Genomic DNA, 25,603 nt, shown 5'->3' on the forward strand with positions numbered 1-25,603 from the left:
GCTCAATAGGCCCCTTGGCCCCGCAAGACGACGCGCAAGGTCTTGAGTAAAATGCGGAGGTCGAGCCAGAAGGAGTAATTCTGAATGTAGTAGAGGTCGTCTTTGGTATGCAGATGCATCGTGCGATCACTCCGCCCATTGACCTGCCACCAGCCGGTGATCCCTGGCGGCACCTGAAAACGCTGCCACTGCCACGGCTCATACTCTGCCGCAATGTAGGGTACTTCGGGGCGCGGGCCTACTAGGCTCATCTCGCCGCGCAGCACATTCAAGAGTTGCGGCAGTTCATCGAGCGAGGTGCGGCGTAGCTTACGCCCAATTTGGGTCACCCGTGGATCATCACTGACCTTATGGATCAAGCGGCCATGCTCGTCGCGGTGGGCCACCTCGTGCCAGCGATCTTCCGCATCAACATACATGCTCCGAAACTTGATCATCCTAAAGCGCCGCCCATACTCACCGATGCGCTCCTGCCAAAAGAAGATCGGCCCTGGCGACTCTAGCTTAATCAGGAGCGCCAGCACGACAAATAGCGGCGCAAGCAGCACAAGCAACAGCCCACTAGCCACGAGATCAACCATGCGCTTCAACACCCGTTGTGCCGGCGTAAAAGGCGACTCGCGCAGCGAAATTAGCGGAATCCCACCAATCATTGTTACCGGCGTGCGCGCAAAGGTTAGATCAAGCACACTCGGCAACATATGCAGCATCACGGGCTGCTTCAGCAACTCGAGTGAGAGCCGGGCGACCCGTTCATGCTGCTGTGGTGGCAAGGCAAAGATCGCCTCATGTATCTGTTGTTCGGCAACAATCTGCGGCAGATCATCAACCAAGCCCAAGTGAGGTAAGCAACTGTACACATGGGGCTGATCGCTAACATAGCCCACCACCTTGAGGCCCGCCCAAGCACGGCGCTCAAACTCAGTTGCTAACTGCTGCCCCGCCAGTGCATCACCAACCACCAGCACACGGTGCTGCTCGCTACCCTGGCGGCGCATACGTACCACCACCCGCACCACCAGATGGAAGAGTAGCAAAAGCGCAAGATTGAGCAGTACAAAATAGATAAACTGGAGGCGTGATATATCGCGGAACGAAAGGTAGAGCAGCCCCGCGAAGCTGGCTGAGGAGAGTACCACTGCACCCACCAAGCGCCCCAATGCCTCTACCATTCCGCTGGTAAAGAGGGCGCGCTGCGGCCTGAGGATCAGAAAAATAGTCCCCCAGATCAACGCTACTGCCGGATAGAGCGGCCAAGGAACATGTACATGCTCCGCCGTGAGATCATAGCCAAGATCAACCCACAAGCGCACGGAGGAGGAGAACCACAATGCAAAAAGGGTCAACCAGAGATCCCAAAAGAGCACGCTGCCAGTCAAGCGTGCCCATAGACGTTCAAGCATAGAACATTCCTTGCGCCCCACGCTAGGGTGATAAGGCTTTCGTTGTAGTCAAACGTGGTTGCCGGACGATTTAGTCTACCATTAAGCATAGGATCGGGCAAGCAGTGCCTACCCAACCTTCTTCAGCCGTTCCCGCACCAACTGTTGCAAGACCAACGCGAAAAAGCGTGGATTGCCCAACAGGTAGCGCCGCCAAAGTCGTTGTGGTTCGTACCAGAGCCGACACAACCACTCAAAGCCATGGTCGGTCAGCCAGCGCGGGCCACGGGGCACCGTGTCGGCCAAATAGTCGAAGAGGGCTCCCACACTCATCACCACCGGCGCGACCAACTGCTCGCGTTGTGCGGCAATCCAGCGCTCCTGCTGTGGCATACCCATGCCCACGAGCAACAGATCCGGTGTAAATGAACCAAGCGCCGCCAGCGCCATGGTTGCTTCATGTGGGTCATCCAGAATATACCCATGGTGACTCGCCAGCGTCAAGGTTGGGTAGCGTTGGTGCAAACGTGCGACCGCTGCCGCTGCTACACCAGGCTGCCCACCCAACAGAAAGACGCGGTAGCCCTGGTTGGCACAGAGCAGCATCAACTGATCAATCCAGTCTGGCGGGGTAAAACGGGCGGGCAACGGTCTACCCAACAGCGCTGAACCCAAACGCAACCCCTGCCCATCGCAAAAGACGAGATCAGCTTGTGCATATGCTGCGCGAAATAGCGCATCATCCTGCGCCAGATTCACCGCATGCACATTTGCATAGAAGACCGTCAGTTGCTCACGTTGCGCTAATGCGGCCTTTAGCCAGCCGAGTAATTCCTCGAGCTGTAACGGATGCACCGCCAGTTGCCCAATTGGGCAAGGCAGAGGGGGCGCGGCAGAATTAGGTGATGGGTTGTTCATATGTGAGGATGAGGATACAGAGACGAGGCGATTTTTTAGAGATACAGAGTTTTTCACCACAGAGGCACAGAGAACACAGAGGAATTGGTGGTATAGCAGCAAGCACCAGCATTGGCATTTTCTCCCCTGCGTTGGCTGAGCCTGTCGAAGCCACCGCAGGGGGACAGCGCAGCGCGTTGGCTGAGCCTGTCGAAGCCACCGCAGGGGGACAGCGCAGCGCGTTGGCTGAGCCTGTCGAAGCCGTCACTCATCACTCTTTGCAACGGGAAGGCGCATCGATCCTCCGCCTTGCCCAGAAAGCCAAAGCGTAGTGAGCCCCGCTACAATTGGCGGCAAATAGACGAGACCATGGAGTAGCACCCCAACACTCAAGGCCGCCTCTTGGGCAACTCCAAAGACCGCTAAACTCAAGATGCAGAGATATTGAAAGAGGCCGATCCGCCCTGGCGCAGAGGGAATGTTGATCCCGGCCACCAGCACAAAGAGCAGGAAGATTGCTGCCACCAGCGACAACTCAAGCCCCAAAGCCAAAAATGTCCAGTAGTTGGTTAGCGCCGCCGTGAGCCAGATCAAGAGCGACCAACCCACCAGCCGCAGTTGCTGGCCGCTATCGGCCAAGACTTGCAGGCTTGCCAGCAGATTCACACCTAGCCGCGTCACACGCTCGCGCACTCCTACTGGCAACCAAGCGCCGAGCCGCGCAACCAAACGCTGCTGCTGCCCCCGCGTAAGCAGCACGCCCACCAAGACCAGCAGGGTCACACTGGTTAGCAAGACCAACAGATAGGCCGGTTGGCTCACCCAGTCAGGCAGGGGCATCAGCAGCAGCAGCAAGCAGAAGATCAGCACATAGCAGACCATATCTATGACCTTCTCAATTGCCACCGTGCCCAAAATGAAGCTCTTCGCAATCCCCAACTCACCCGCCATATAGATGCGGCTCAGATCGCCAGCGCGCGCCGGCAAGAGATGGTTGAGCATTTGGCCAACCAAGTGCAGGCGCAACGCCTGGGTTAACGGCACCTGCGCCCCACGCTCACCCATCAACAACTTCCAGCGCACCGCTTTGGCCCAATTATTAAGCAACACACTCAGCAGTGCTGCGGTCACAAAGAGACCATCGGCAGCCACAAGGCTCGCCCAGACACGCTGATAATCTACGCCCACAAAGGCGAAGTAGAGCGCCAGGAGGCTAATGGCGGCTCCTATGATGATGTTGAACCAGCGTTTGGTCACAGGGTATCTCTCTTAGAAGCTGTCTGAAAAGCTAGTGGGCACGCGTTGGAGTGCCGGCTTTAGCCGGCTGAAGCCGGCACTCCAACGTCAGTTCATGGACTTTTCAGACAGCATCTTACACCCTTCCAGATGCTCCAGATGGTGCGAGGAGTTTTCGGGGAGGGCGAGCCCTCCCCGAACCCCGCCCTCAGCCACCAACCACAACGCCGCCGCTGCGCCCCAAAGCGCCCAGACCATCACGGCAGGGCGTACCATCCCCCAGGTGACCGCATCAAAGATGCCGTGGGTTAGCAGGGCTACCTGTGCCGCCAAGAGGCCACTAGCGAAACCGCGCAAATAGGGCTCTGCGGTCAAGGCTTGGCGGGCGCGCCAAGCCATGAGCACCACGGCCCCCAAGGTGGCCAGATAGGCCACCAAGCCGGGTACGCCCAGATCCACCGCCACCTGCAGCAAGAGATTGTGGGCATGGGGTTGACTTGTTGGCGAAAGAAACAACGGGTAGAGCAACTCGGTTACTTGAGCAAACCCGCCCATACCAATGCCAGTGAAGGAGAAATCCTGGATCATCCACCATGCGCGCCACCAGAGTTCCTGACGAGTAGCGAAGCCCCCCAGGGAAACATTGGCACCTAAGAAGTCTAACACTACATAATGTTTACCAAAACCAACACTGAGCAACCCAGCACCAGCGAGCAAACCAAGGCCAAGTGTACACCAGCGCCAGCGCAGGGCCAGCAGCACCAACAGTGCCACCGCGGCGGCCATAATGCCCGCCCGCGACTGGGTGAGGAGGAGGATCGTGAGCATAACAATCAAGGCGAGCATAAGCCCAGTGCGGAGCCCTCGCCCCAAGCTACTCCAGGCAAACAACAAAGGGCCAGCCGTAAGCGGCAAAAGCAGCGCCAAATAGCCCGCCATCACATTGGGATTAATGCTATCTGAGGTGAGTTGGGGCAAACGACTGGTCAGATCGGCAGGCAAAAAAAAGAGCTTATGGTTTGACCAATCTACACTGATCAAAGCACCAAGCGCCAAGAGCAAGCCAGTGGCCACGAAGCCGAGATAGACCAAACCCAAGCGTTGCGGGTGGTCGGCCCAGCGCACGAGCGCATAGTAGAGCACCATCCCAACCAGAAGACGGTTCACCTGGGGGCGGGTAAGCTCAGGAAAGGCGCTAATTGCCAGGGAGAGCAACGCCATCAACGCGAGAACCAGAACGCCCCCATCAGCCAGCGTCTTGGGCACCAAACGCCCATAGGCAAGCAGATGGGTCACCATGTAGCCTACCCCCACCAGCAAGGCCGCAGGCAAGAGCCATTCGCTGACGACACTCACCGCCACGGCAAGCACGAAGAGATAGGTGAGATACTCAAGCAGCCGTTGCGCCCAAAGACGCCAAGATGAGGTCGGGCGAAGATCTGAAGGTTGGGTCGTTTCCATCTAACCAGAACGCTTCGAGGCCAAGATGGGCACAATCTTAGGCTGATGGGGCGCGAGCAAGGGCTGGGGCGGTTGATACTCCGGCACCAACTCACTAATCGTATGCAGCAGCGCTGGCTCGTTATCCAACTGCACCCCTTGCTCCAACTGTGTAATCAGATCAAAGAGATGTTCCTGCTCGCTACTACTTGCCCGTTCGGCAATAAAGACCTTTTTATGGCTCGTGGCGCAGTAGCGTTCATTCTTAGTAAACAGTTCCTCAAAGAGTTTCTCACCTGGACGCAAGCCGGTATAGACAATATCAATATCACGCCCCTCCTCAAGTCCGGAGAGGCGCAACATATCGCGGGCGAGATCAACAATTTTAACCGGATCACCCATATCGAGCAGGAAGACCTCGCCCTGTTTACCGAGTACTGCGGCTTGCAGCACCAACTGCACCGCTTCGGGGATGGTCATAAAATAGCGCTGCATCTCCGGATCAGTAATCGTAATCGGGCCACCCTCGGCAATCTGGCGCTTAAAGGTCAAGATAACACTGCCACGGCTACCCAGAACATTGCCAAAGCGCACGGCCACAAAAGGGCGCTTACTCATTGCAGCCGCCTGATGCACCAACATCTCAGCAATCCGCTTGGTTGCCCCCATGACACTAGTTGGATTGACCGCCTTATCGGATGAGATCATCACAAAGCGCTCAACGCCCATATTCATCGCCGCATCAAGCAGATTGCGCGTCCCGAGGATATTATTGCTCACCGCCTCAATCGGATTAAGCTCCATAAGCGGCACATGCTTATGGGCTGCGGCATGGAAGACGAGGCTCGGACGGTAGCGCCACATCAGGCTATGGATGCGCTGACCATCGCGGATATCAGCGATCACCGCCCGAATCTTCGGACCATTGGCTTGCTGACTCACCAAACGTTGGAGTTCCTGTTGGATCTCAAAGACACTATTCTCACCGTGGCCCAAAATAATCAACTCAGCGGGATGGCAACGCACAATCTGGCGACAGAGTTCACTGCCAATCGAACCACCGCCTCCAGTTACCAACACCACCTCACCAGTAATCAACTGGCGCACACTCTCCAAATCGGTCTCAACCGGATCACGGCGCAACAGATCAGTAATCTCAACATGGCGAATCTGACTCACCTGGGTCTTACCATCGAGCAACTCATAGAGCCCCGGCATCGTCAAGGTTTCGACCCCAGCATCGGCACAGATGCTCATAATCGAGCGGATCGCCTTGCCTGATGCCCGTGGCATCGCAATAATCACCTGTTGCACGTGGTGGGTCTCGACCAGGCGCGGGATTGCCGAGCGATCACCGAGTACCCAAACACCATGGATCGCCATACCATGTAACTGCGGATTATCGTCGAGCAGCCCCACAATCGTCTTGCCAAGCTGCGGATTACCCTGCAATTCACGCACCATCAAGGCTCCTGCGGCCCCGGCCCCCATGATCAAGACCTTATGCTCATGGGCCAAGCTTGCGGTGGGGCGTGCGCGGCGCAGAAAGAGGCGCAGCAGCAGACGTGAACTCAGGATCGCACCTAGCACGAGGGGCAGAGCGATGAATGGCAGCGAGCGGGGCAGAGCGAAGAGCGGCTGCAGCGAAGCGGCCAGCAACTGGAGCAGCGTCGCAAGCACCAGCGCAAGGGTAACCGCACGTCCAAGCCGCAACAACTCACCCAGCGACGCATAGCCCCAATGCTGGCGATACAAACGCCCTTGATAGATCAGCAGGGTTGTCAACACCGTAGCTAACGCACTAAAGGAAAAAAAACCAGTGCTAAACGGAGCGACGGTAAACTGCTCGAGCCGCAGGAGCAAGCCGGCATAGATCGCAAGAGGCACCAAAATCAGATCGAGGAAGAGCAGATAGCGATTGCGCCAATGTCTCATATGCATCTCACGAAACTATAGGCAAGGAACGACCAGCCCACCGAGCGTATCGCTTTGCAGCAACACACCAAGCTTCCTGATCGCTAGCCCAACGTGGGCTAATCAAAGCATAGGAACACACGCTTCCCATGCCCGCAAACTCAGCGTGGAGTCAGCTTCGTTACAGCTTCGTTTCATCTTGGGTAGTGTACCACACTATGAGCCCAAGAGATGCAGGGAATAGAGTATTCTATAGTGTTAAGCCTCGCATGTCAGCGCAATTTTTATATCACTTACGATTGAACCTAACCACATAGTCACTCGGAGCGCGGCGAAGGGGCTCTTGTGGTACTCAAAAGAGTTGCTTTACTGCGCTCATGAGAAACAAACGGTGCGGCGGCGCAGGGCTTCGACAAGCTCAGCCACCGCGCCACCGCGCGGCGGCGCTCACACCGTTTCTCACGGGTCACTAGACACTAGGCTGCGGGCCATAGGGTCATTAGCATTACGAAGAACGATCAGCCTGAAGCGAAACTTGGGGCTTCTGTTCAACCAAATGATCAGTTCGCGGTTGAACCAAGCGAACCCGCCCGCGCTCCACGCGTTGCTGGCGCACCACATCAGCGGTTTGTGCTTCCACATGGTGGACAAAGAACACCAGACCCACGGCCACACTCAGTGGAAACAGCAGAGCCAGCCAAGCTATCGGGGTAGCGAAATTTATGAGCAGAACTGCGGTCATGACACCCAGCCCACTCAGGGCAGTGTAGAGCAGCGTCACGCTCTGGTGGGGGAAACCAGCCTTCACCAAACGCTGATAGAGGTGGCTGCGATGGGCCTCAAAGATGCGCTCACGCCTCTTGATACGAGCAACAAGCGTATAGCCAGTATCAAAGATGAAGGGCCAGACGAGGAGGGCTCCTACAACGAGCCAGGCATAGAAATCGAGGCCAATTGGGTTTTGCACTGCAAAGAACAACGGAAGCAACGCGAAGCTAAAACCCAAGAAGGTACTACCCACATCACCCATAAAGATGCGTGCCGGGGGCCAGTTATGACCTAGGAAACCCAAGCTCGTCATCACAAGCAACCCACTCAAAACAGCCAGCCAGGTATGTCCACCAGCGAGACTAAAGCCAAACCAAGCCAGCCCCGCGACAACAGCCTGTGCCCCAGCGATGCCATCAATGCCATCCATAAAGTTAAACGCATTGGTCAAGCCCACCAACCAAACCAGCGTCAGAGCGGCTATAACCCACGTATAAGCGCTTGGCGCATTCGTAACGAATAGACCTGAGGCCCAGAGTACGAGTACTGCAGCGAGGCACTGCACACCCAGGCGCAACCCAGCCGGAAGTGAACGCAAATCATCAACAAAACCAAGCACAGCAATCAGGAGCATGGCAGCGAGGCACATGTATAGCGTACTACTCGCGAGTTCCGCATGCCATACAGGAGCAACACAGAGCCCTAGCAGCGTGAGGCTCGCAATTGCAACGCCACCGCCTCGCGGAGTCGGCTGACTATGTGAACTACGCTCGTTGGGCACATCCAGCAGACGGCGTCGAGCCCATTGCGCCACCGCACCGACCATGAAATAGGTGGCGGGGAGGGCGATGGTGAGCAACAAAAGCAATTGGATCATGGTGCTAGGCATAGTCTCTTCACCAGGCTATCGAACGTGTGATTGCTCATTCATAGGGTTAGGGTAGAGGCCAAGACTCAACATCTCTTGCCGGATACCTTCGCTAAAACTGAGGGGTTGGTAATCAAAGTCGCGGCTAGCCTCACTGTAGTCAAAAGCCTTGTCCTCATTGAGACGCATAATTTGTTCGGCCTTAAGCGGTGGGCGGAGCCCGAAACGCTCAACCAACAGCAGTAACCGAATAACGGGTTGGGTCGGCATGTGCAGGCGGTAAACCTTGCGTTGCAGTTGATGGCAGATAGTACTAATAACCTGATTGTACGTCAAAGCCATTTGTCCTGGCAAGTTGTAATTCTGCCTGAACGTGCGTGGCTCGTCAATGATCCTTACCACGGCGCGGGCCAGGTCATCAACATAGACTGGCTGCTGTAGGTGGGTACCACGCCCAAAGACTGGTATTACTGGCCAGCGTTGCAAATAGTTGATCAGGCGCACCATATTCCGATCACGCTTATTCCCGTAGATCATGGTCGGACGGAGGATAGTGTAATCAAGGCTGCTCGACTGAATCGTTGCTTCGGCTGCTACCCGTACATGCTTACTTGCTGCATTGAGGGTTGTAAAGATCGCGGTTGTACTCATAAAGATCGCCCGCTTGACCCCTGCCGCTTGTGTTGCTGCGACAATCTGCGGGGCATGACCAAAGCCTAATGAAGCAAGATTCACCAATATATCAATCCCAAGCAGAGCTTGCCGTAATGTTTCAGGTTGATTCAGATCTCCATATGCCAATTCAATCTGATCTTTAGGTAGACTACTCAAATCACTCTGTGGACGAACAAAACAGCGTATCTTAGCATTGCCCTGTTCGAGCATGCGTGTGACGACGAAACTACCGGTGAATCCGGTAGCACCTGTAATCAGAACTTTCAACAGCTTTTCCGTGAATATACCTGTATCGCTTCAGACAAGAGGTGTTGGTATGCTCTAGCCAACGCTTCTCGACTATAATGTGTTTGGGCAAAGGCACGACCGCGCATACCTAACTCTTGGCGCTGTTCTGGATGGGTGTAGAGTGTCTGGATAGCCTGAGCAATTGCATTACTATCCTCGGGTTGTACCACCAGCGCCCCTCCGGATCGGGTCAAAATCTCAGCCGCCTCACCAGCGACACTCCCTACAAGCGGGCGTCCCATTGCCAAGATCTCGAACATTTTGGAGGGGATGAAGGACTCAAACAGGGGGATGTTACGCAAGGGAACTAAGCAGACATCAGCAAGCGCATAGAAGGCACGTACCTCATCGCGGGTGACTGGTTCTAAGAAGCGAACGTTATCCAACTGGCGTTCACGGGCTAAGCTCATTAATGCAGGCTTTTCTGCCCCTTCACCAACAAACAGGAAGGTGATGTCGCGTTGTTCGCGCAGACGTTCAGCGCAAGCAATGATCGCAGCGAGTGCTTGTGAGATACCATGAGCGCCACTGTATAGTACCACAAACTGTCCATCGACCTGTAAGCGCTGACGCAATGCTTCGGGAGCAGGCTGAGGTTGCCAATAGGCTATATCAGCTCCATTGGGGATCGTGGAGACCTTCTCGCTCGGCACCCCCCGCTCGATCAGGTTGCGTCGAAAAGCTTCACTCACCGTGACAATCCGTGTAGCCTGTCGGTACAACCAGAGTTCAAGCCGTTCAAGTGCAGCAATGATGGTTCGGTTGCGTAAGACACCCAACTCAATAAAGACTGCTGGCCACAAATCGCGTACCTCCATCACAAAGGGCCGTCGCCAATAGGCAGCACTGAGTGCTGCTGCGATAGCCGCAAAAAATGTAGGTGAGGAGCCAATTAACACATCAGGACGGCTTACATGGCGATTGCTCACCAACAGCGCCCCGGGAAGGTATGAAATATGGCCCAGAGTCTTCTTAAAAAACCCGCTGTTGCGGGTAATATAGGTTACGTGCCGGTGTACTCCAATCCCATCAAGCTGCTCAAACATCCGCAACGCTGGCCGATAACCAGGATAGAGCGTTCCGGTTGGGTGATTAGGCAGACAAGTTACAACCTCAACTTGATCACCATAACTAACCCATTGTCGACTCATATCGTAGATACGTGCTGAAGGTGCGCCGATTTCTGGGGTAAAGTAGTGAGAATAGACCGCAATCTTCATGGCTTTAAGATGCCTTTGTTATCAGTGAGCGGCATTAGTTCATTTGTTCATTGGTTGCCAAAATGTCAGCAATCCGCTCTCCGGCTTGCCCATCCCACAGCGGCGGGATCGCCCCACTACGAAATTTACCCTGCAATACGTTCTCTGCCGCCTCGCGCAGTCGTGCCATATCTTGGCCTACCAACTGGTTGCTACCCACTTCAACCGTGACCGGGCGCTCGGTGTTCGCTCGCACCGTCAAACATGGTACACGGAGGTAGGTTGTCTCCTCCTGCACCCCGCCCGAGTCGCTGATCACCAACTGGGCATGGGCCTGTAAGGCCAGAAACTCCAAGTAACCCAACGGCTCACAGAGCTGTAAACACGCTGCCTGTGCATCCAAACCCTGCTCGGCGATCCGTCGCCGTGTGCGTGGGTGGATCGGAAAGAGTAAAGGCAGTTCGCTCGCTAACTCACCCAACGTCTTCAGAATTTGGGCCAGCATCGCGGGCTCGTCTACATTCGACGGGCGGTGCAGTGTCACGAGACCATAGCGTTTACCCAACCCCAGACGTGTACGCAGCGTGGGCCAGCCCGCTTCGGCTTGGGGCAGCAAGCGTACCAGCGTATCAATCATGACATTGCCAACCAAGTGGATCTTTGCGGGGTCAACACCTTCACGTAGGAGATTATGGTCGCCATCCGCTGAGGGGGTGAAGAGCAGATCGGCGATCTGATCGGTCACCAACCGATTGATCTCTTCGGGCATGGTGCGGTCGAACGAACGTAGCCCCGCCTCAACGTGCCCCACCCGGATGCCCAGCTTGGCACAGACCAGGCTTGCAGCCACGGTCGAGTTGACATCGCCATAGACCAGCACGAGATCAGGGCGTTGGGCCAGCACCGTCTCTTCGAAACGCAGCATGACCTGGGCTGTCTGTACCGCGTGACTGCCCGACCCTACCTCTAGATTGATGTCTGGTTCTGGCAAGCCCAATTGCTGAAAGAAGATCTCAGACATCGCCGCATCATAATGCTGACCAGTGTGGACAAGATGTTGTGTAATATCAGGATAGGCTCGCAACGCTTGCAAGACTGGCGCGACCTTCATGAAGTTGGGGCGGGCACCTACAACGTGGATGATGTGCATATGCGCTTATACCATACAGCAGATTATACCAAAGTTCATTAGCTCATTGGAATGTGGCAAATCTTACTAGTCACTTGTTATTCTTCGCTAACATATCTGCGTAAAACCGCAACAATTGTTGAGCTTGCGTATTCCATTGGTAACGTTTACGCACCGCATGCCTACCCTGATGACTAAGAAATTGGGCATATTGCGGATTCTTAGAAAGAAAGCGAATAACGTTCATGATTTCATACAAATCATTAGGATTAACACACAACCCAGCGCGACTCTCAATCATAAGCTCCTTCCATACAGGAAAATTTGAGCAGATGATTGGTAATCCAACTGTCATATACTCAAAAAACTTGGTTAATTCCTTTTCTATATAATGCGGTGTTGGTGGAAATATCGCAATACCAGCCAGCCAAGTCTGTTTTTTATACGCATCAATAATATATTCGTAATTAACTCCTTGCTCTGTACATTCAAAATGGAGCCGTCTTGCCCCTTCTCCAGCGATGGCACACATCCGTTCAACCAGTGTTGTTGAGCAACGACCAACGAGGGTGATTTCGAGATCAGTAAAATGTTTTACGAGTTGAGCATAGATGAGAGCTCCACGATCTTCACTTATCCCCCCGGTATAGAGTAAATGGAGAGGTCTGGGACTGCTATACTCACCACATTGTTGCAGACGTTCAACTAACGGATAGTTGAGAACCTCAATGCTATGAGGGAATCGTCGGTGATAGTATCGCTCAGCAACAACCACCTGCATTGGTCGTGCCATCAAAGGCTCGCCCAGAGCAATGGTTGCACTCAAGATTGACGTAATCCAGCGAGGCAGGTTATAGCGTTGTTTAACTGAGGTAGTGTAGTCTTCATGGACATCATACACCACAGTGGCACCTTGCAGCTTTAATAGCAAACCAAAGGGTAATAGTTCCGGGTCATGCAAATGGTAGATCTGTGCTTGTTCTTGCACTGCTGCTCGATAGGCATTGAATGCTGTGAATATCATGCGTACTAAGCGGCTACGAGCTTTAGTGATAGCACGAATCCTAACTCCATTCACTACTTCGGAGCGGGTGTGTGGAGCAATCAAAACCACGTCATAGCCAGCATCAGCAAGGGTTCTACACTCTTTATGAAAAATGCGTGTATCGAATGGTGGATGAACAGAGGTTAGGTGACAGATTTTAGTCATAGTCATTAAGATTAATATCCAAATACAACAATTGCTGGTATCAATTATTCGGATTCATTAAAAGCAAATCGTTCAGGATCGAGTCGCTCAGCTTCCAATAAATGCTGATATGCTTCTTCATAGCGTTGTTGTACTAGGTAGAGTTTACCAAGGGTGTAGTATGCTCCGGCATTCGTTGGATTATCTTTGATCGCATTCAAGACATATGTTTCAGCCATTGCGTATCTTCGATCATCCATATGAATAGATGTAAGGAAATACTCGATAGCTTCTGGATACTGTTGTTGATCGAAGTAAGTGAGTCCTATGACATACCAAGAACCCGAATAGGTCGGGTTTATCTCAATTTCTCTCCGTAGATAAAATTTTGCGCTTTGTAGATCACCCAGAGCTCGTTGGGTTAGCCCAATTTGGAAGAATACCATCTTGTAGTATTGATCTAAAGCAGCCGCCCGTTCAAAACTTGCCAAAGCATTGTAATAATCGCGCTGTATCTGATACACCCGTCCAAGTTGGAAATGGGCTTCCGACAATTTAGGGTTGGTTGCAACCGCAAGTTGGCACCAGTTGCGGGCATGATCCATCTCATCTCGGCTAAAGGCAGTTTGGCAGCGTGCGAGAAGTTCAGGTGCAGCCCCAGCACGCTGCCACCGATTCACGGCTATTGATGAATATCCACACTGATAGTAGGCATGACCTGCAAAAAAGAGCATCATGGTTTCATGGGGTTTCATCTGCAACGCTGTATCAAATGCCTGTGCCGCCTCATTGCAATTACCTGTTAGGTAAGCGCTCATACCAGCCAATCGCTGAAAATTCCAATCGTCCAGATGGTTGAAATCTGAAACATCTGGACTTAGCTTGGCCTCTGAAGAAATCCATGTGTTGATCAGTACTACCCAGGCCACATTGCGACGCAATTCGATATACCCCTCAGTGATAAAAAAAACAAGCGCCAAAGAAATTGTCAGAATGATAGATATGCGTACATTCATTATCTTAGATCTTACCTAGCGAACCAGCAACTGATCGTACTTCGCTTCAAGTTCTTGCGCCAGCTTGCGAATATCGTGGTTCTGCTCAACATGTACTCGTCCAGCCTGCCCTAGTATATCCCATTGTTCAGGTGTTTCCAATAACGCAGACAGTTTCTCTGCTAGGGCCACTGGATTGCGCTCAGGCACCAAATAGCCACTGCTTCCATCAACCACAACTTCCGGAATATCAGCATGCTGTGTAGAGAGAATTGGCAGGCCACGCGCTTGCATCTCGATCAGAACTGTTGGCGCACCACCTTCTGAGTCACCATTCTTAGCAGTCACACTTGGTGCCATAAAAATATGTGTCTGGTTCGCTTCTTTGGCATAGGCCGCATAGTTTACATAGCCAAGCAACTTAATCCTAGATCGCACATTGTGTTTCAATCGATTGATTAACTGCTGAATTTTTTTGCGTAGTTCACCATCACCGATAATATTGAGTTCAATTTTAGGATGTTTAGCTGCCACTTGTGCAAAAGCGCGAATACCATATTCAACGCCTTTCTTTTCGGTGAGGCGACCAACCATTAGTATACGGATGGCTTCATTGGTCGGTGGCGAGGGACGATAGCTAAATTGTGTGAGATCAACCCCAATACGCTGAATTTTGACCTTCTCGGCAGGACAACCTAAAGCTATAAGTTGATCACGCAAATGGGATCCCTCAACGAGAAAGAGAGAACCCCTCTCGAAGAGTTTGCGGTAGCTTCTGTGCCACTGAGGACTGCGAGGGATGGATGATACATCTGCACCATAGAAGGTCGTCACGAGAGGCAAACCACTGGCGCTCTGGAGAGGTAACGCATACACACCAGTGTAGCCAAAATGGGCATGAATCAGGCTGGCTTGTGATGTCCGTAGCGCCTGCTTAAAAAACGGCTCGATCAGACGTTGCCGGTGGAGCAGCCTCCGTTCGGCTCGTACCATGAACATGCTGAAGGGTGACAATGGGGGGGTGTAGAGATGTGGAAATGGAAATTGATCCAATTGCTCACGCTGATTCGCTAAGACAACCGATGTGTAACGACGAATGTTAGTTAGGTATTGATAGATAAAAGTGCATGTTCCAGGTAGATATGCACGCATGAAATGAGCTACTACTATCTTGTTATGTTGCACGGAATCATACCTCAAGTTATGTAACTTCCCGACGCTGTCTTCCATACAAAACACCTACAAGCCACCAATGGACTGCGGATTGCTGAAAATCCGAAGCAGCACCATTTGAAAAAAATCCATCTAGAACAAAGACAACAGTAAACAACAATACAGATAAGGACAAAATTATTTTTGACTGATTCCTTAATTCAATGCCGCTTCTAAATTCTTTGTATGCATATAAAATAATGTTTACATAAATCATGGTGAATAAAAAAACACCTACAAATCCATACCTGCGAAACACTGTTAGATGCTCGCTATGAAAATATGTAAAATCATCAACGTTTTTGGATGGTCCCACACCAAAAACTGGCGATTCCAGACCTAATTGCCATGCCAACTGCCAGTCCGATAATCGCCGTGCGCCTTCATCAAATTCGCTGCCAACAGAATTTAAACGATACAATGTTCCAATTAAAGGATTACCACTAAGGATTGCAGATGCATAAGAGTAATCGCGCGAGATTCTTTCTGCCCAAAGAAAGACCCCTATAAGTCCAAACATAGCTAGTAAACTAAGCAAAATTGTCACAATCAATTTGCTGAACACAAAGCGAATTCTATACCAGATAAAAAACAGCACAGCTCCGATAACGGCCAAACCACCTGCTCCCAAAGAAACGCGTGATGCAGTCATCAAGATAGCAATACTAACTCCTAATGCATAAAGAACAAGGAACATGCGGAGCCATAGCGAACATTTTCCAAACAAGATGAAAACCCCCAGGACACCCAAAATACCTGCCATTGTGCTGCCGACACGCACAGGGTTACCAAACGTACCAAGGACTCGATAGTTCGCTACTCGTAAGAAATCCTCATTGGTCACAAAAATCGGAGTTAACCAATTATTTACATCGCCAGCATTCGTATATTGAGCAATTGATAAAATTGTAAGACCAAAACCACAAATAAGAAAAATCCAGAGTGCGTGGATTTTAGACTTCCAACTCCAACCACAACCCAATCCAAAGCTAAATATTAACCACCAAAAACCGGGCTTGGCTAACTCAAACCAATCGCGTAAAGCTGGTGTGTTACCCAAAATACTTCCAACTATCGTAGAAGTAATAATAGCTAATGCATATAAACTTAAAAGAACATCTAGGCGGGAAAGAGTATGTCTTCGCCAATAAACAATGAAAGGTAAGAGAAAGAGGAGAAAAATTTGATGCACTCGCCAATTTAAATTGCCGAGCGATAAAGGTGGAACAAGAACAATGCAGCAAATCAATAATCCAAACAGTGTTATACGATATGAACTATATGAAACTAATGCAGTCCAAATAGGTATAGCAACACCTATTGCTGTGAGCAATATCCCCAAATGGGTTTGAGAAGCAAAAATTGCAATACTCACCCCTAATGAAATAAACAATGAGCTTAAAAAAAACAAAGAGAGAGTGGTAAATTGCTTGTTGTGAATAGGGTAAGAAGCGGAATTCATGTAAACGAAACCTTTTTATGATTTAAAGGATTTCTGCTTCCCAACACCAAGTCGCCTAAATCAACCAACATCTTCCGCTCGGCTATCCACAAAATCACTACGTACACACTTCCACCGAGCGCAATAAGTGATAGCATACTGAGCCAACTTATTGAGGAAAGTGAGAGCCCTAACCAGACGATTACACCCATGATCGAGGCCAGACCAATGGGCACTGCTGTTGCTCCGATATACGCTTTACCACAAGGACCAATAAGCGGTCGGATCAGCCAGAGGTACGCTGGTAATTTCAATATGACCTGTAGTAACACCCATGTCGCAGCTACGGTAACTACATCGCCCCATAGAGCGCTAACGTAAATAAAAGGCGCAGAGAATAAGAAAAGTCCAAGATTCCATTTAAAGCCCAAATCCGCCCGTCCTCGTGCTAACAGGAGACTACCTACAGGGTTACCTATGCCACGCATCAGCGATACAATTGCTGCTAGTTGCACAAGCACCATGCTAGGGAGCCATTGCTCACCAAATATAAGGGGGACAAACATCGGAGCAAGCACGATCATCCCAATTAATAGCGGGGCATTGATGAGTGTCAGCATTTTCAGCACGCTCAAATAACCGCGTTGCAACCTTGGAATATCATCTTGAATCTTAGCAAATGTAGGAAATGCGACTTTTGTTACAATAGGATTAATGCGGTTTTGCGGTAGAGATACTAAATTAAAGGCAAAACTATAGTAACCCAGCGCTTGTGCCCCAAGAATGCCACCGATAAGCAGTTGATCAATACGTTGCGCCAGAAAATTGATGTTGCGCTCTCCCACTTGGTAGAGACCAAATTGCCAATAGCCTTGTAAATCTTGCCAGCAAAAATGGATAGATGGACGGTGAATTTGCATGCCGACCCATAACAACATCAATGTTCGTGTCAAGACAAGCGATATTTGTCCTATCACAAGTGACCACACACCCATACCAACAAAAGCACAACTAATTGCTAAACTAGTACTAATAATTGCAGCAATAATCTCTTGACGAGCCAACAAGTTAAAATTTAGATTTTTTTGCAATAATACTTCATATTGTTTACCAAGCGGTACAATTAAAAAAATGATTATTACGGCATGAAGTAAAGCTATTAATTGAGATTCATTAAACAATCTCGCTATAAAGGGTGTTAAAATCCATAATATTACAAATATCACTACCCCTACCATGATATTTAGCCAATAGAGACTTGATAATTGTTTGGAAGTTATATCTTGACGATGAACAATGGCTGAACTGATACCCGCATCAGCATAAGATTGCGCAAATCCAATCATGACCATAACCATCGCCATTAACCCAAAAGCTTCAGGAGCTAATAAACGAGCTAAAACCACCAGTTGCAAGAGTTGCGTCGTGGTAGTTACCACAGTAGCTAATGTTGTCCATCTTACACCCGAGAATGCTTGCAAGCGTAGGCTCATGGTTCTGTCCTATTGCCAAATATGCTCACGCAAAATTCACCGAGCGATTCCATTTTCAATTTTTTGTTAAAACCCAATCTTGATACATTTTGTGTAGATTATGCCATGCTAAAAATTTGAAAATGCGCAAAGACTGATCATTAGTATTCCAGTAGTCAGGTTTCTTCTTAGGCTTAAAACCTAAGGAAAAATGCAAGCGAATCGAATCTTGGTGACGCAAGGTTGTTTCGCTTTCGGCTATAGCTATATTTCGACACTTAAGTAAGTTAAATCTTAGAATTGCCAAGTATCGACCTATTCCTTTGCCTTGCCAAGAATGTTTAATTCCGATATAATGACCGACTCCAATGTCCTGATTTCTGCGAAATACGCCGATTGACGTAATACCTATAGGTTTACTATGTGCAAGAAGAAAGAACGTGTTGGTAACGAGGACGTGGGGATGTTGAAGTACATCTTTTTTGAATTGCTCCGCATCCCATTGGCGACGAAAGGCATCATTATAGATGGTTAACCAAGTGTTTATATCAGATGGACTGCACATATCCATCTCTTGAATAGTAAACTTATGGCCTTCAGGTAGAGTAGGGATATCTGATAATGAACCCTGCGTATATACCAATACTTTATTTAAGGGATTCAACCGCTTAAATCGCTGGGCTGTCAAGTGCATATACACCTCAATATAGAATGCACAGCTTCACGCACATACTCTACATCCTCATCGCTCAGTTTCGGCGAAAGTGGCATGCTCACCGTCTGCCGTCCGATGCGCATGGCATGTGGGTAGTCATCAGGTCGCCAGCCGAAGGTCTGCTGGTAGTAGGGGTGTTCGGGAATACTGAGGTAATGAACACCAACGCCAATCCGCCGTTGGGTCATGGCGTCAAGAAAGGCGTCACGGCCAATGCCAGTTTGGGCTTCATCAATGAGCAGGGTGTAGAGGTGGTAGCCATGGCGCGTCTCTGGTTCTGGATCGGCTGGGAGCGTGATCGGAAGATCCCCAAAGGCTTGATTGTAGGTCTGCCAGATGGTCTGACGACGCTGCCAGTAGGCTTCGACGCGGCGCAGTTGGTGTATGCCAATCGCGGCTTGCAAATCCATCATATTGTACTTGAACCCACACTCGATCACTTGGTAGTGCTTATACCCATCGTCACTAAAGCGTTTCCAGGCATCCTTGCTCATACCGTGTAACGCTAACATCTTGACTCGCGCCAGATCCTCTTCCTGGCGAGCAAGCACCATCCCGCCTTCGCCAGTAATGATATTCTTAGTGACATAGAAACTGAAGCAACCAAAATCACCTATCGTACCGGCCTTCTGGCCCTTGTACTCAGTTTCAATCGCGTGGGCACAGTCTTCAATGATCTTCAATTGGTGCTGTTTTGCGATGGAGCGGAGTCCATCCATATCACAGGGACGACCAGCAAAGTGAACAGGTAGGATCGCTTGTGTATGCGGTGTAATACGTGCTTCGACCTGATTCGGATCAATATTCATCGTCACCGGATCAATATCGGCCAGCACTGGGGTAAGTCCAGCGTGAATAATCGCATTGACACTAGCACAGAAGGTGAGTGGGGTCGTGATAACTTCATCACCGGGCTGAAGACCAGCAGCGAGCATACTCAAGTGGAGCGCTGCCGTGCAGGAATTCACCGCCGCAACATGAGATGCCCCTTTGTAGGCCGCAAAATCCTGCTCGAAACGAGCAACCTTTGGCCCAGTGCCAAGCCAGCCGCTCTCCATGCTTGCGACAACTTCGCGGATCTCGTCATCTTCAATGATGGGCGAGCCAAAGATAATAAAGGGACGTGGATTGGTCATATGGTTTAGATTAATTAAAAACACTCGAATAGTATTGTCATAATTACAATATAACTTTGTCTTGCGAATTTGTGTACAAATTCACATTTAATTTCATGTGCAATAATAAATCTCTCCACTCGCCCGTGTTAGTCCGAATTGGACTATTTCTGAATTTGTAGCAAAATCATGTGAACGGATAACACGAACGTGAAAGCCAGCATCACGTAAGCGATCAATATAATCCGGCCCATAACGCCGTACATGATCTTCTTGCCCAAAAAGGCGAAGTCGTTCAGTAGGATCAGTGATTGACGCATCTTCGATTGTATGATCAACAGTGATTGGAACGAGCAAAATCGCCCATCCATCAGGCTTAAGTACCCTCTTTATTTCACGCATTGCTGCTCGGTCATTTGGGATGTGTTCAAAAACATGGCTACATAATACCACATCAAATGAATTGTCAGGGTGTGGGAGTTGGATAATATCAAATTTGAGGTTTACCTTGTTAGAACTAAGATCTGCTGTAACGTAGGACATACCAAACATATTGCGCAAACGAGACTCCAAACATGGCTCTGGCGCAATATGTAATAATTTTTTAGGTGATCCGTTCAGAAGATTAGTTGAACGTTGAATAAAAACCCAAAGCATACGGTGTCTCTCAAGAGCAGTACAGTGAACACATTTTGCATCAGTACGCATTGGACGACCAGTAGGACGAAAACGACGTGCAGATTTCATACATATGGGACAAAGACGCTCAATGCCTTGATATAAGGCACGAAAACCATAATCACGAACAGCCTTTAATAAAATCTTAAAATTATCGGGTAAATATGTACGAACAGATTTAAAAAACACATAACGATTCATAACCTCATCCGAATCTACATCTACCGCAATTCAATTGCTAAATCGAATTTATCTTATGTGGCAGTATCTTGCCACCACCGCCACCTGCTCCTCCGCCAACTCTGGGTAGACCGGGATCGCTAGGGTTTCTTGGGCGGCGGCTTCGCTCTCCGGCAGGCTGCCGGGTTGGTAGCCTAATGTGGCAAAGCAGGCTTGCAGGTGCAATGGCAGCGGGTAGTAGACTTCGCAGCCGATGCCTTGGGCTTTGAGCTGGGCCATGAGTGCATCGCGCGCTGGTGTGCGGACCACGAATTGGTTGTAGATGTGGCGCACGTTGGGCCGTTCGAGCGGGGGGGCGACCGGCGGGTTGCCAGCGGCGGCGAGTAGCTCGCGGTAGCGGGCGGCGTTGCGCTGACGGGCGGTTGTCCAGGTGTCGAGGTATTTGAGTTTGACCCGCAGCACTGCGGCTTGGATGGCGTCCAGGCGGAAGTTGCCGCCGATGAGTTGGTGGTAGTATTTGGGTTCGGCACCGTGGCTGCGCAGTAGGCGGAGTTTCTTGGCCAACTCAGGGTCGTTGGTGGTGACCATGCCGCCGTCGCCGAAGCCGCCGAGGTTCTTGGAGGGGAAGAAGCTGAAGCAGCCCATGTGGCCGATGGAACCGGCTCGTCGCCCCTGCTCTTCCGCCCCAATGGCTTGCGCTGCGTCCTCAATGACGATGAGGTTGTGCTGCGCGGCGAGGGCCATGATTGGTTCCATAACGGCCATTTGGCCGTAGAGGTGAACCGGAATGATCGCTCGCGTGCGTGGGCTGATGGCCGCCGCAATCAGGTGCGGGTCAATGTTGTAGGTTTGGGGTTCGATGTCCACAAAGACTGGCTTGGCCCCCAGGCGCACAATCGCACCCGCCGTGGCAAAGAAGCTGTAGGGTGTGGTGATCACTTCGTCGCCGGGGCCGATGCCGATGGCCATGAGTGCGGCGAGCAGCGCGTCGCTGCCGGAAGAGACGCCGATGCCGTACTGGCACTGCACGTAGGTGGCGACCGCTTGCTCGAACGCCTCAACCTCGGGGCCGAGAATAAAGTGCTGGCTCTCGACCACGCGCAGTAGGGCGGCGTTGAGCTCTTCACGCAGTGTGGCGTATTGGGCTTTGAGGTCGAGCAGAGGGATGGCCATCAGCGTTTCTCGTTTGTCAGCAAGGGATGGCGCAAGCCGTCATCGTTCCCGTTCGGTGCCACGGTTCGTAGGTTGTAGACCAATTCGATTGATGGTCGCGCATCGGCAATGCCAAAGCCGCGCCCGGCCAACACCTCTTCATAGATGCGCGTGTGCAGATCGCTGAAGCCTTCGGTAAACTCCAACTCTTGGCCATCAATGGTGATTGAGCGGAAGGTGGTGCGTTTGCCCGGCTCGGCAGTGAAGGGGAGATCGCGGTGATCCAACGAGAGGAACCAGCGCACCCGCGCATGTTCTAGTTCGAGAAAGCCTGTCATACGCTGCGTGTCTGCGTGGTGGACGCGATACTCACCAGCGGGGCCAAAGAGCCAGAGGAGCAGATCGAAGAAGTGAATACCGATGTTGGTTGCGACGCCCCCCGATTTATCGAGTTGACCCTTCCATGAGACATGGTACCAGGGGCCACGGGCGGTAATGTAGGTGAGGACCACATCGTGCTGCTTGCCGCTACTGCGTTCACGCAGTAACGCTTCGCGCAACTGCATCAGCGTGGGATGCACGCGCAGTTGCAACACATTATAAATCCGTCTATTGGTCTCGGCCTCTAGTTCTTCTAGTGGTGCAAGATTCCACGGATTGATCACCAGAGGTTTTTCGCAGATGGCGTGAGCGCCCACACGTAGCGCTGCACGGCAGTGGGCGTCGTGGAGGTAGTTGGGTGAGCAGATACTGAGATAGTGAACGCGCTGCTCTTCCGGCCCCCGGCGCAACTTCTCAAGGTGACGGTCGAAGCGTTCAAACTCGGTAAAGAAGCCTGTCTCAAAACCAAACTGGTCAAGCAGGCCAACCGAATCCTTGGGATCGGTAGCGGCTACCAAGAGATTACCAGTATCACGGATGGCTTTGAGATGGCGAGGGGCGATGTAGCCACCGACACCAGTGAGGGCAAAATTACAGGGCATAGCGGGGGTCTATAATTTATATGGGTGTGACCAAAATGTGTAGATGGGGGGTGGGGGGGAACCTGGTTCCCCCGCATTTCCCCCTGTCTGGCGGGGGTTGCAGGGCACCGCCCTACAGATTCCAGTCACACCCAATTTATATGGCCAAAGTGGACGAGTCCATACGTTACGAATATGTTGCGTAGGGCGCATTATACCATATGGGGCAAGCATTCCTACACCCGGCATGTACAGCCACAGCAGAGCGTCAATTCCACTGGCGAGGTGTGGCGCCAGGCACCGTGCTGCTGGATGTGGAGGACGAGGAGGGTGTGTGGGTCGAAGACGACGATGTCTTTGACGCCTTGGCTGAGGTAGAAGGGGGGGCCGATTTCGAGGTCTTTGGCCTCGAAGCCGCGACTTACTACTTCGATCACTGCTTCGGGGATGAGGCGTACTGCTTCGTCCTCTTCCGCTGGCTCTTGGCAGAAGATGGCGATGTCAGGCCGTTTGAGTGAGCCGTCGGGGAAGTGGATGTAGATGTCGGCAAGGTGGACGCAGGTGCATCCGCCCTCTGGAGCTACCGGGCTGATGCTGGCGCGGATGCGATCAATGGCGCGTTGGTGGCGCACCACTGGTGATGCCTCCCATAAGGGTAGGCCGCGAACGAATTCGAGCCGGATGCCGAGTTGGTCGGCGTCAAGGAATGTTTTGATCGCTCTGTTCAAGCTGCTTCCACCTGTTTGAGAAATGTGATAAAGCTTTGTAGATCATGCTGTAACGAGTCATAACAGTTGCGTAGCCCGAGGGCGAGTTCCTGCAGTCGCGTGGAGCGGAGATTGAAGGTGTAGATGTGGCGCACGACATGGCGAAAGCCACGGTATTCATCTAGGCAGAAGCGTACTTCGCGGCTGATGACGGCAGGGCGTTTTTCTTCCACTGGGGCGGACATTTGCATAAGCAGGGTGCGGTGCCAGTCTGCGCCGCTGGGTGCGCTGGTGTCAATGGTGCGGGCGATCTGCTCGAAGATGCGCGACGAGTGTGTGGCTCATGGAATAGATACCTTATTGTGGGAGGGGTTCGGGGAGGACTTCGCCCTCCCCGAACCCCTCCCTTTCTACCCCCCCGGTCGGGCCCAGATGCATACGCGCAACTCTTCGCCTACGAGGGTTGGAACGCCGTCGAGGTCGTGTAAGAGGTGCAGATTGCAGAGCAAGTGGGGCAGATCGATCCCGCTTTCGCTCAGGTGTTCCTCAAGGCTCATGCCAAATTAGCGCTGGTGGTAGTGTTCAAAGGCGGGTAGGGCCAGTTGATCAATCCCAGCGCCGAAGAGAGGACTCTCATCGTAGTGGAGTTCACTGGCGGCAAGCACGGCGAGGAGTTCGTTGCTGTTGTCGTTAGGCTGCTGCATGGAGGCATTGTACCACTTAAGGGATGGTTTCAGGGTACATTACCCTATTGCGTAATTGGTGTCATTCCCCCTTCACAACCGTCCAAAGATCGCTAAAGACCGCAGTGGCTTCGGTACGCTCGATCCATTCGAGGCGCGTCAGCAAGGCATCATCGGGCGCAAAGCCTGCTGCGTAGAGCGCCTGCACCTCTTCCGACATGAGCGGAATCGCGGCTTCGTTGGGGGTGATGTAGCCAACATAGTCGGCGTTCTGGGCGGCAATCTCGGGACGGAGCAGGAAGTTGATGAAGACATGGGCGGTGTAGGCGTTGGCCGATTCGCTCAGGATGGCGAGGTTGTCCATCCAGATCGCTCCACCCTCCTGCGGGATGACAAAGTTGATCGCTGGGTTGCCCGAGAATTCACCCTCAAGCCCGAGGCGTGCCTGCATCGCCGAGCCACTCCAGGAGTGGGCGATCACATATTCGCCCGAGGCCATCTTGCGGTTTACGTCGGCGCTGTTGTAGGCCGCGAGGAAGGGCTTCTGGGTAATCAGCAACTCTTGGGCCTGTTGCAGTGCTTCCGGCTCAGTGGTGTTGTAGGAGTAGCCAAGGTATTTCAGCGCCGCCCCTGGCGTTTCACGTTCGTCATCAAGCATGCTGAAGCGCCCACGAATGGCCTCCAGTTGCGCGGGGTCAAAGAGCGCTGCCCAACTCTCGACGCCCTCCGGGAAAAATTCGCGGTTGTAGACGATGCCGGTCAGCCCAAACATGTAGGGCACCGAGTAGCGATTGCCCGGATCAAAGTAGGTGTTGAGATAGTCGGGATCGATGTGACGCAGGTTGTCGAGGCGCTCAAGCTCAAGGGGTTGCAGTAAGCCCTCTTCAATCAGCATCTGCACGGCGTAGTCGGAAGGTACCACGATATCGTAGCCCGAATTGCCGGTACGTACCTGGGCGATCATGTCTTCGTTGGAGTCGTAGAGGTCGTAGATCACCCGTACCCCATACTCCGCCTCAAACTGGGCCAGCGTATCCATATCGATGAAATCGCCCCAGTTGTAGAAGTAGAGTTCGGAGGCCAGTTGCGCCCGATCCACTCCATCTTCCAATCCCGTGCTGTCTGTAGCTTCGAGTGCGGGCGGCGGTGGCGCCGTGGTCGGTTCACTCCCACAGGCTACGAGCAGGGGCAGCAGTAGCAGCAAACAGAACAGCGAACGGAATGGAGTCATGGGTTAAACCTTTCTTTTTGCAGATAGGGAGGCCGTTTCTCCCCTTCTGGACTGTGGACAGAAGACGTGTTCATT

Annotated in this window: 24 protein-coding genes; all 24 read right to left on the bottom strand. The window is 51.9% G+C overall.

Annotated features, from left to right (window positions below; translation table 11 throughout):
- Positions 1-2 precede the first annotated feature (2 nt).
- The 24 genes from CJ255_RS07965 to CJ255_RS08060 all read right to left on the bottom strand — a co-directional run bounded on the left by CJ255_RS07965 (position 3) and on the right by CJ255_RS08060 (position 25,528).
- Positions 3-1,403, bottom strand: coding sequence for a sugar transferase (locus CJ255_RS07965; RefSeq protein WP_097643556.1), 1,401 nt, complete (start codon positions 1,401-1,403; stop codon positions 3-5).
- 108 nt (positions 1,404-1,511) lie between these two features.
- Entirely contained in the window at positions 1,512-2,300 is a 789-nt protein-coding gene (locus CJ255_RS07970) for a WecB/TagA/CpsF family glycosyltransferase (RefSeq protein ID WP_097643557.1), read from the bottom strand.
- Between the two features lie 243 nt (positions 2,301-2,543).
- Positions 2,544-3,536 (bottom strand): lysylphosphatidylglycerol synthase transmembrane domain-containing protein, encoded by a 993-nt coding sequence (locus CJ255_RS07975; RefSeq protein ID WP_097643558.1) that lies wholly within the window; start codon positions 3,534-3,536, stop codon positions 2,544-2,546.
- A gap of 87 nt (positions 3,537-3,623) precedes the next feature.
- Complete coding sequence (locus tag CJ255_RS07980; protein ID WP_097643559.1) at positions 3,624-4,976, bottom strand: O-antigen ligase family protein; 1,353 nt, start codon at positions 4,974-4,976, stop codon at positions 3,624-3,626.
- Positions 4,977-6,890: a polysaccharide biosynthesis protein gene (locus CJ255_RS07985; RefSeq protein WP_165774614.1), complete on the bottom strand. Its 1,914-nt coding sequence runs from the start codon at positions 6,888-6,890 to the stop codon at positions 4,977-4,979.
- 484 nt (positions 6,891-7,374) lie between these two features.
- On the bottom strand, positions 7,375-8,526 hold the full coding sequence (locus CJ255_RS07990; protein WP_097643561.1) for an MraY family glycosyltransferase: 1,152 nt from the start codon (positions 8,524-8,526) through the stop codon (positions 7,375-7,377).
- Positions 8,527-8,541: 15 nt separating this feature from the next.
- Positions 8,542-9,447 (bottom strand): SDR family oxidoreductase, encoded by a 906-nt coding sequence (locus CJ255_RS07995; RefSeq protein ID WP_165774615.1) that lies wholly within the window; start codon positions 9,445-9,447, stop codon positions 8,542-8,544.
- On the bottom strand, positions 9,444-10,688 hold the full coding sequence (locus tag CJ255_RS08000; protein ID WP_097643563.1) for a glycosyltransferase family 4 protein: 1,245 nt from the start codon (positions 10,686-10,688) through the stop codon (positions 9,444-9,446). Before CJ255_RS08000 ends, CJ255_RS07995 begins: the two co-directional genes overlap by 4 nt.
- 34 nt (positions 10,689-10,722) lie before the next feature.
- Complete coding sequence (gene wecB / locus CJ255_RS08005) at positions 10,723-11,817, bottom strand: non-hydrolyzing UDP-N-acetylglucosamine 2-epimerase (protein WP_097643564.1); 1,095 nt, start codon at positions 11,815-11,817, stop codon at positions 10,723-10,725.
- 70 nt (positions 11,818-11,887) lie between these two features.
- On the bottom strand, positions 11,888-13,012 hold the full coding sequence (locus CJ255_RS08010) for a glycosyltransferase (protein WP_097643565.1): 1,125 nt from the start codon (positions 13,010-13,012) through the stop codon (positions 11,888-11,890).
- Positions 13,013-13,050: 38 nt separating this feature from the next.
- A complete protein-coding gene (locus tag CJ255_RS08015) occupies positions 13,051-14,001 on the bottom strand; it encodes a tetratricopeptide repeat protein (protein WP_097643566.1) in 951 nt (316 codons plus the stop codon).
- Positions 14,002-14,016: 15 nt separating this feature from the next.
- On the bottom strand, positions 14,017-15,210 hold the full coding sequence (locus CJ255_RS08020) for a glycosyltransferase (RefSeq protein WP_097643567.1): 1,194 nt from the start codon (positions 15,208-15,210) through the stop codon (positions 14,017-14,019).
- Positions 15,182-16,654, bottom strand: a complete 1,473-nt coding sequence (locus tag CJ255_RS22610; RefSeq protein WP_124681857.1) for an O-antigen ligase family protein — start codon at positions 16,652-16,654, stop codon at positions 15,182-15,184. Before CJ255_RS22610 ends, CJ255_RS08020 begins: the two co-directional genes overlap by 29 nt.
- Complete coding sequence (locus CJ255_RS08025; protein ID WP_097643568.1) at positions 16,651-18,126, bottom strand: MOP flippase family protein; 1,476 nt, start codon at positions 18,124-18,126, stop codon at positions 16,651-16,653. Before CJ255_RS08025 ends, CJ255_RS22610 begins: the two co-directional genes overlap by 4 nt.
- 55 nt (positions 18,127-18,181) lie before the next feature.
- Positions 18,182-18,799, bottom strand: a complete 618-nt coding sequence (locus tag CJ255_RS22615; RefSeq protein WP_124681858.1) for a GNAT family N-acetyltransferase — start codon at positions 18,797-18,799, stop codon at positions 18,182-18,184.
- Positions 18,790-19,956, bottom strand: a complete 1,167-nt coding sequence (locus tag CJ255_RS08030) for a DegT/DnrJ/EryC1/StrS family aminotransferase (RefSeq protein WP_097643569.1) — start codon at positions 19,954-19,956, stop codon at positions 18,790-18,792. The genes CJ255_RS22615 and CJ255_RS08030 overlap by 10 nt, the downstream gene beginning before the upstream one ends.
- 93 nt (positions 19,957-20,049) lie before the next feature.
- Positions 20,050-20,814 carry a class I SAM-dependent methyltransferase gene (locus CJ255_RS08035; RefSeq protein WP_097643570.1) on the bottom strand — a complete coding sequence of 255 codons (765 nt, stop codon included), beginning with the start codon at positions 20,812-20,814 and terminating at the stop codon, positions 20,050-20,052.
- A gap of 48 nt (positions 20,815-20,862) precedes the next feature.
- Positions 20,863-21,966, bottom strand: a complete 1,104-nt coding sequence (locus CJ255_RS08040; RefSeq protein WP_097643571.1) for a DegT/DnrJ/EryC1/StrS family aminotransferase — start codon at positions 21,964-21,966, stop codon at positions 20,863-20,865.
- The gene (locus tag CJ255_RS08045) at positions 21,966-22,928 is read right to left on the bottom strand and encodes a Gfo/Idh/MocA family oxidoreductase (protein ID WP_097643572.1); all 963 of its coding nucleotides are present in this window, start codon (positions 22,926-22,928) and stop codon (positions 21,966-21,968) included. The genes CJ255_RS08040 and CJ255_RS08045 overlap by 1 nt, the downstream gene beginning before the upstream one ends.
- A gap of 215 nt (positions 22,929-23,143) precedes the next feature.
- Positions 23,144-23,635, bottom strand: a complete 492-nt coding sequence (locus CJ255_RS08050; protein ID WP_097643573.1) for a Uma2 family endonuclease — start codon at positions 23,633-23,635, stop codon at positions 23,144-23,146.
- Positions 23,632-23,937, bottom strand: a complete 306-nt coding sequence (locus CJ255_RS24840; protein WP_369127668.1) for a ribonuclease toxin HepT-like protein — start codon at positions 23,935-23,937, stop codon at positions 23,632-23,634. Before CJ255_RS24840 ends, CJ255_RS08050 begins: the two co-directional genes overlap by 4 nt.
- 87 nt (positions 23,938-24,024) lie before the next feature.
- The gene (locus CJ255_RS23435; protein ID WP_165774616.1) at positions 24,025-24,171 is read right to left on the bottom strand and encodes a hypothetical protein; all 147 of its coding nucleotides are present in this window, start codon (positions 24,169-24,171) and stop codon (positions 24,025-24,027) included.
- A gap of 6 nt (positions 24,172-24,177) precedes the next feature.
- Positions 24,178-24,318, bottom strand: coding sequence for a hypothetical protein (locus tag CJ255_RS23440; RefSeq protein WP_165774617.1), 141 nt, complete (start codon positions 24,316-24,318; stop codon positions 24,178-24,180).
- Between the two features lie 61 nt (positions 24,319-24,379).
- The gene (locus tag CJ255_RS08060) at positions 24,380-25,528 is read right to left on the bottom strand and encodes a polyamine ABC transporter substrate-binding protein (RefSeq protein WP_097643575.1); all 1,149 of its coding nucleotides are present in this window, start codon (positions 25,526-25,528) and stop codon (positions 24,380-24,382) included.
- Positions 25,529-25,603 lie beyond the last annotated feature (75 nt).

This window comes from Candidatus Viridilinea mediisalina (genome assembly GCF_002532535.1).
Lineage (GTDB): Bacteria > Chloroflexota > Chloroflexia > Chloroflexales > Chloroflexaceae > Viridilinea > Viridilinea mediisalina.

Coding starts and splice junctions, on each gene's coding strand:
- CJ255_RS07965 (WP_097643556.1), bottom strand. CDS start 1,403: ATGCTTGAACGTCTATGGGCACGCTTGACTGGCAGCGTGCTCTTTTGG.
- CJ255_RS07970 (WP_097643557.1), bottom strand. CDS start 2,300: ATGAACAACCCATCACCTAATTCTGCCGCGCCCCCTCTGCCTTGCCCA.
- CJ255_RS07980 (WP_097643559.1), bottom strand. CDS start 4,976: ATGGAAACGACCCAACCTTCAGATCTTCGCCCGACCTCATCTTGGCGT.
- CJ255_RS07985 (WP_165774614.1), bottom strand. CDS start 6,890: ATGAGACATTGGCGCAATCGCTATCTGCTCTTCCTCGATCTGATTTTG.
- CJ255_RS07990 (WP_097643561.1), bottom strand. CDS start 8,526: ATGCCTAGCACCATGATCCAATTGCTTTTGTTGCTCACCATCGCCCTC.
- CJ255_RS08000 (WP_097643563.1), bottom strand. CDS start 10,688: ATGAAGATTGCGGTCTATTCTCACTACTTTACCCCAGAAATCGGCGCA.
- wecB (WP_097643564.1), bottom strand. CDS start 11,817: ATGCACATCATCCACGTTGTAGGTGCCCGCCCCAACTTCATGAAGGTC.
- CJ255_RS08010 (WP_097643565.1), bottom strand. CDS start 13,012: ATGACTATGACTAAAATCTGTCACCTAACCTCTGTTCATCCACCATTC.
- CJ255_RS08015 (WP_097643566.1), bottom strand. CDS start 14,001: ATGAATGTACGCATATCTATCATTCTGACAATTTCTTTGGCGCTTGTT.
- CJ255_RS08020 (WP_097643567.1), bottom strand. CDS start 15,210: ATGGAAGACAGCGTCGGGAAGTTACATAACTTGAGGTATGATTCCGTG.
- CJ255_RS22610 (WP_124681857.1), bottom strand. CDS start 16,654: ATGAATTCCGCTTCTTACCCTATTCACAACAAGCAATTTACCACTCTC.
- CJ255_RS08025 (WP_097643568.1), bottom strand. CDS start 18,126: ATGAGCCTACGCTTGCAAGCATTCTCGGGTGTAAGATGGACAACATTA.
- CJ255_RS22615 (WP_124681858.1), bottom strand. CDS start 18,799: ATGCACTTGACAGCCCAGCGATTTAAGCGGTTGAATCCCTTAAATAAA.
- CJ255_RS08030 (WP_097643569.1), bottom strand. CDS start 19,956: ATGACCAATCCACGTCCCTTTATTATCTTTGGCTCGCCCATCATTGAA.
- CJ255_RS08035 (WP_097643570.1), bottom strand. CDS start 20,814: ATGAATCGTTATGTGTTTTTTAAATCTGTTCGTACATATTTACCCGAT.
- CJ255_RS08040 (WP_097643571.1), bottom strand. CDS start 21,966: ATGGCCATCCCTCTGCTCGACCTCAAAGCCCAATACGCCACACTGCGT.
- CJ255_RS08045 (WP_097643572.1), bottom strand. CDS start 22,928: ATGCCCTGTAATTTTGCCCTCACTGGTGTCGGTGGCTACATCGCCCCT.
- CJ255_RS23435 (WP_165774616.1), bottom strand. CDS start 24,171: ATGAGCCTTGAGGAACACCTGAGCGAAAGCGGGATCGATCTGCCCCAC.
- CJ255_RS23440 (WP_165774617.1), bottom strand. CDS start 24,318: ATGCAGCAGCCTAACGACAACAGCAACGAACTCCTCGCCGTGCTTGCC.
- CJ255_RS08060 (WP_097643575.1), bottom strand. CDS start 25,528: ATGACTCCATTCCGTTCGCTGTTCTGTTTGCTGCTACTGCTGCCCCTG.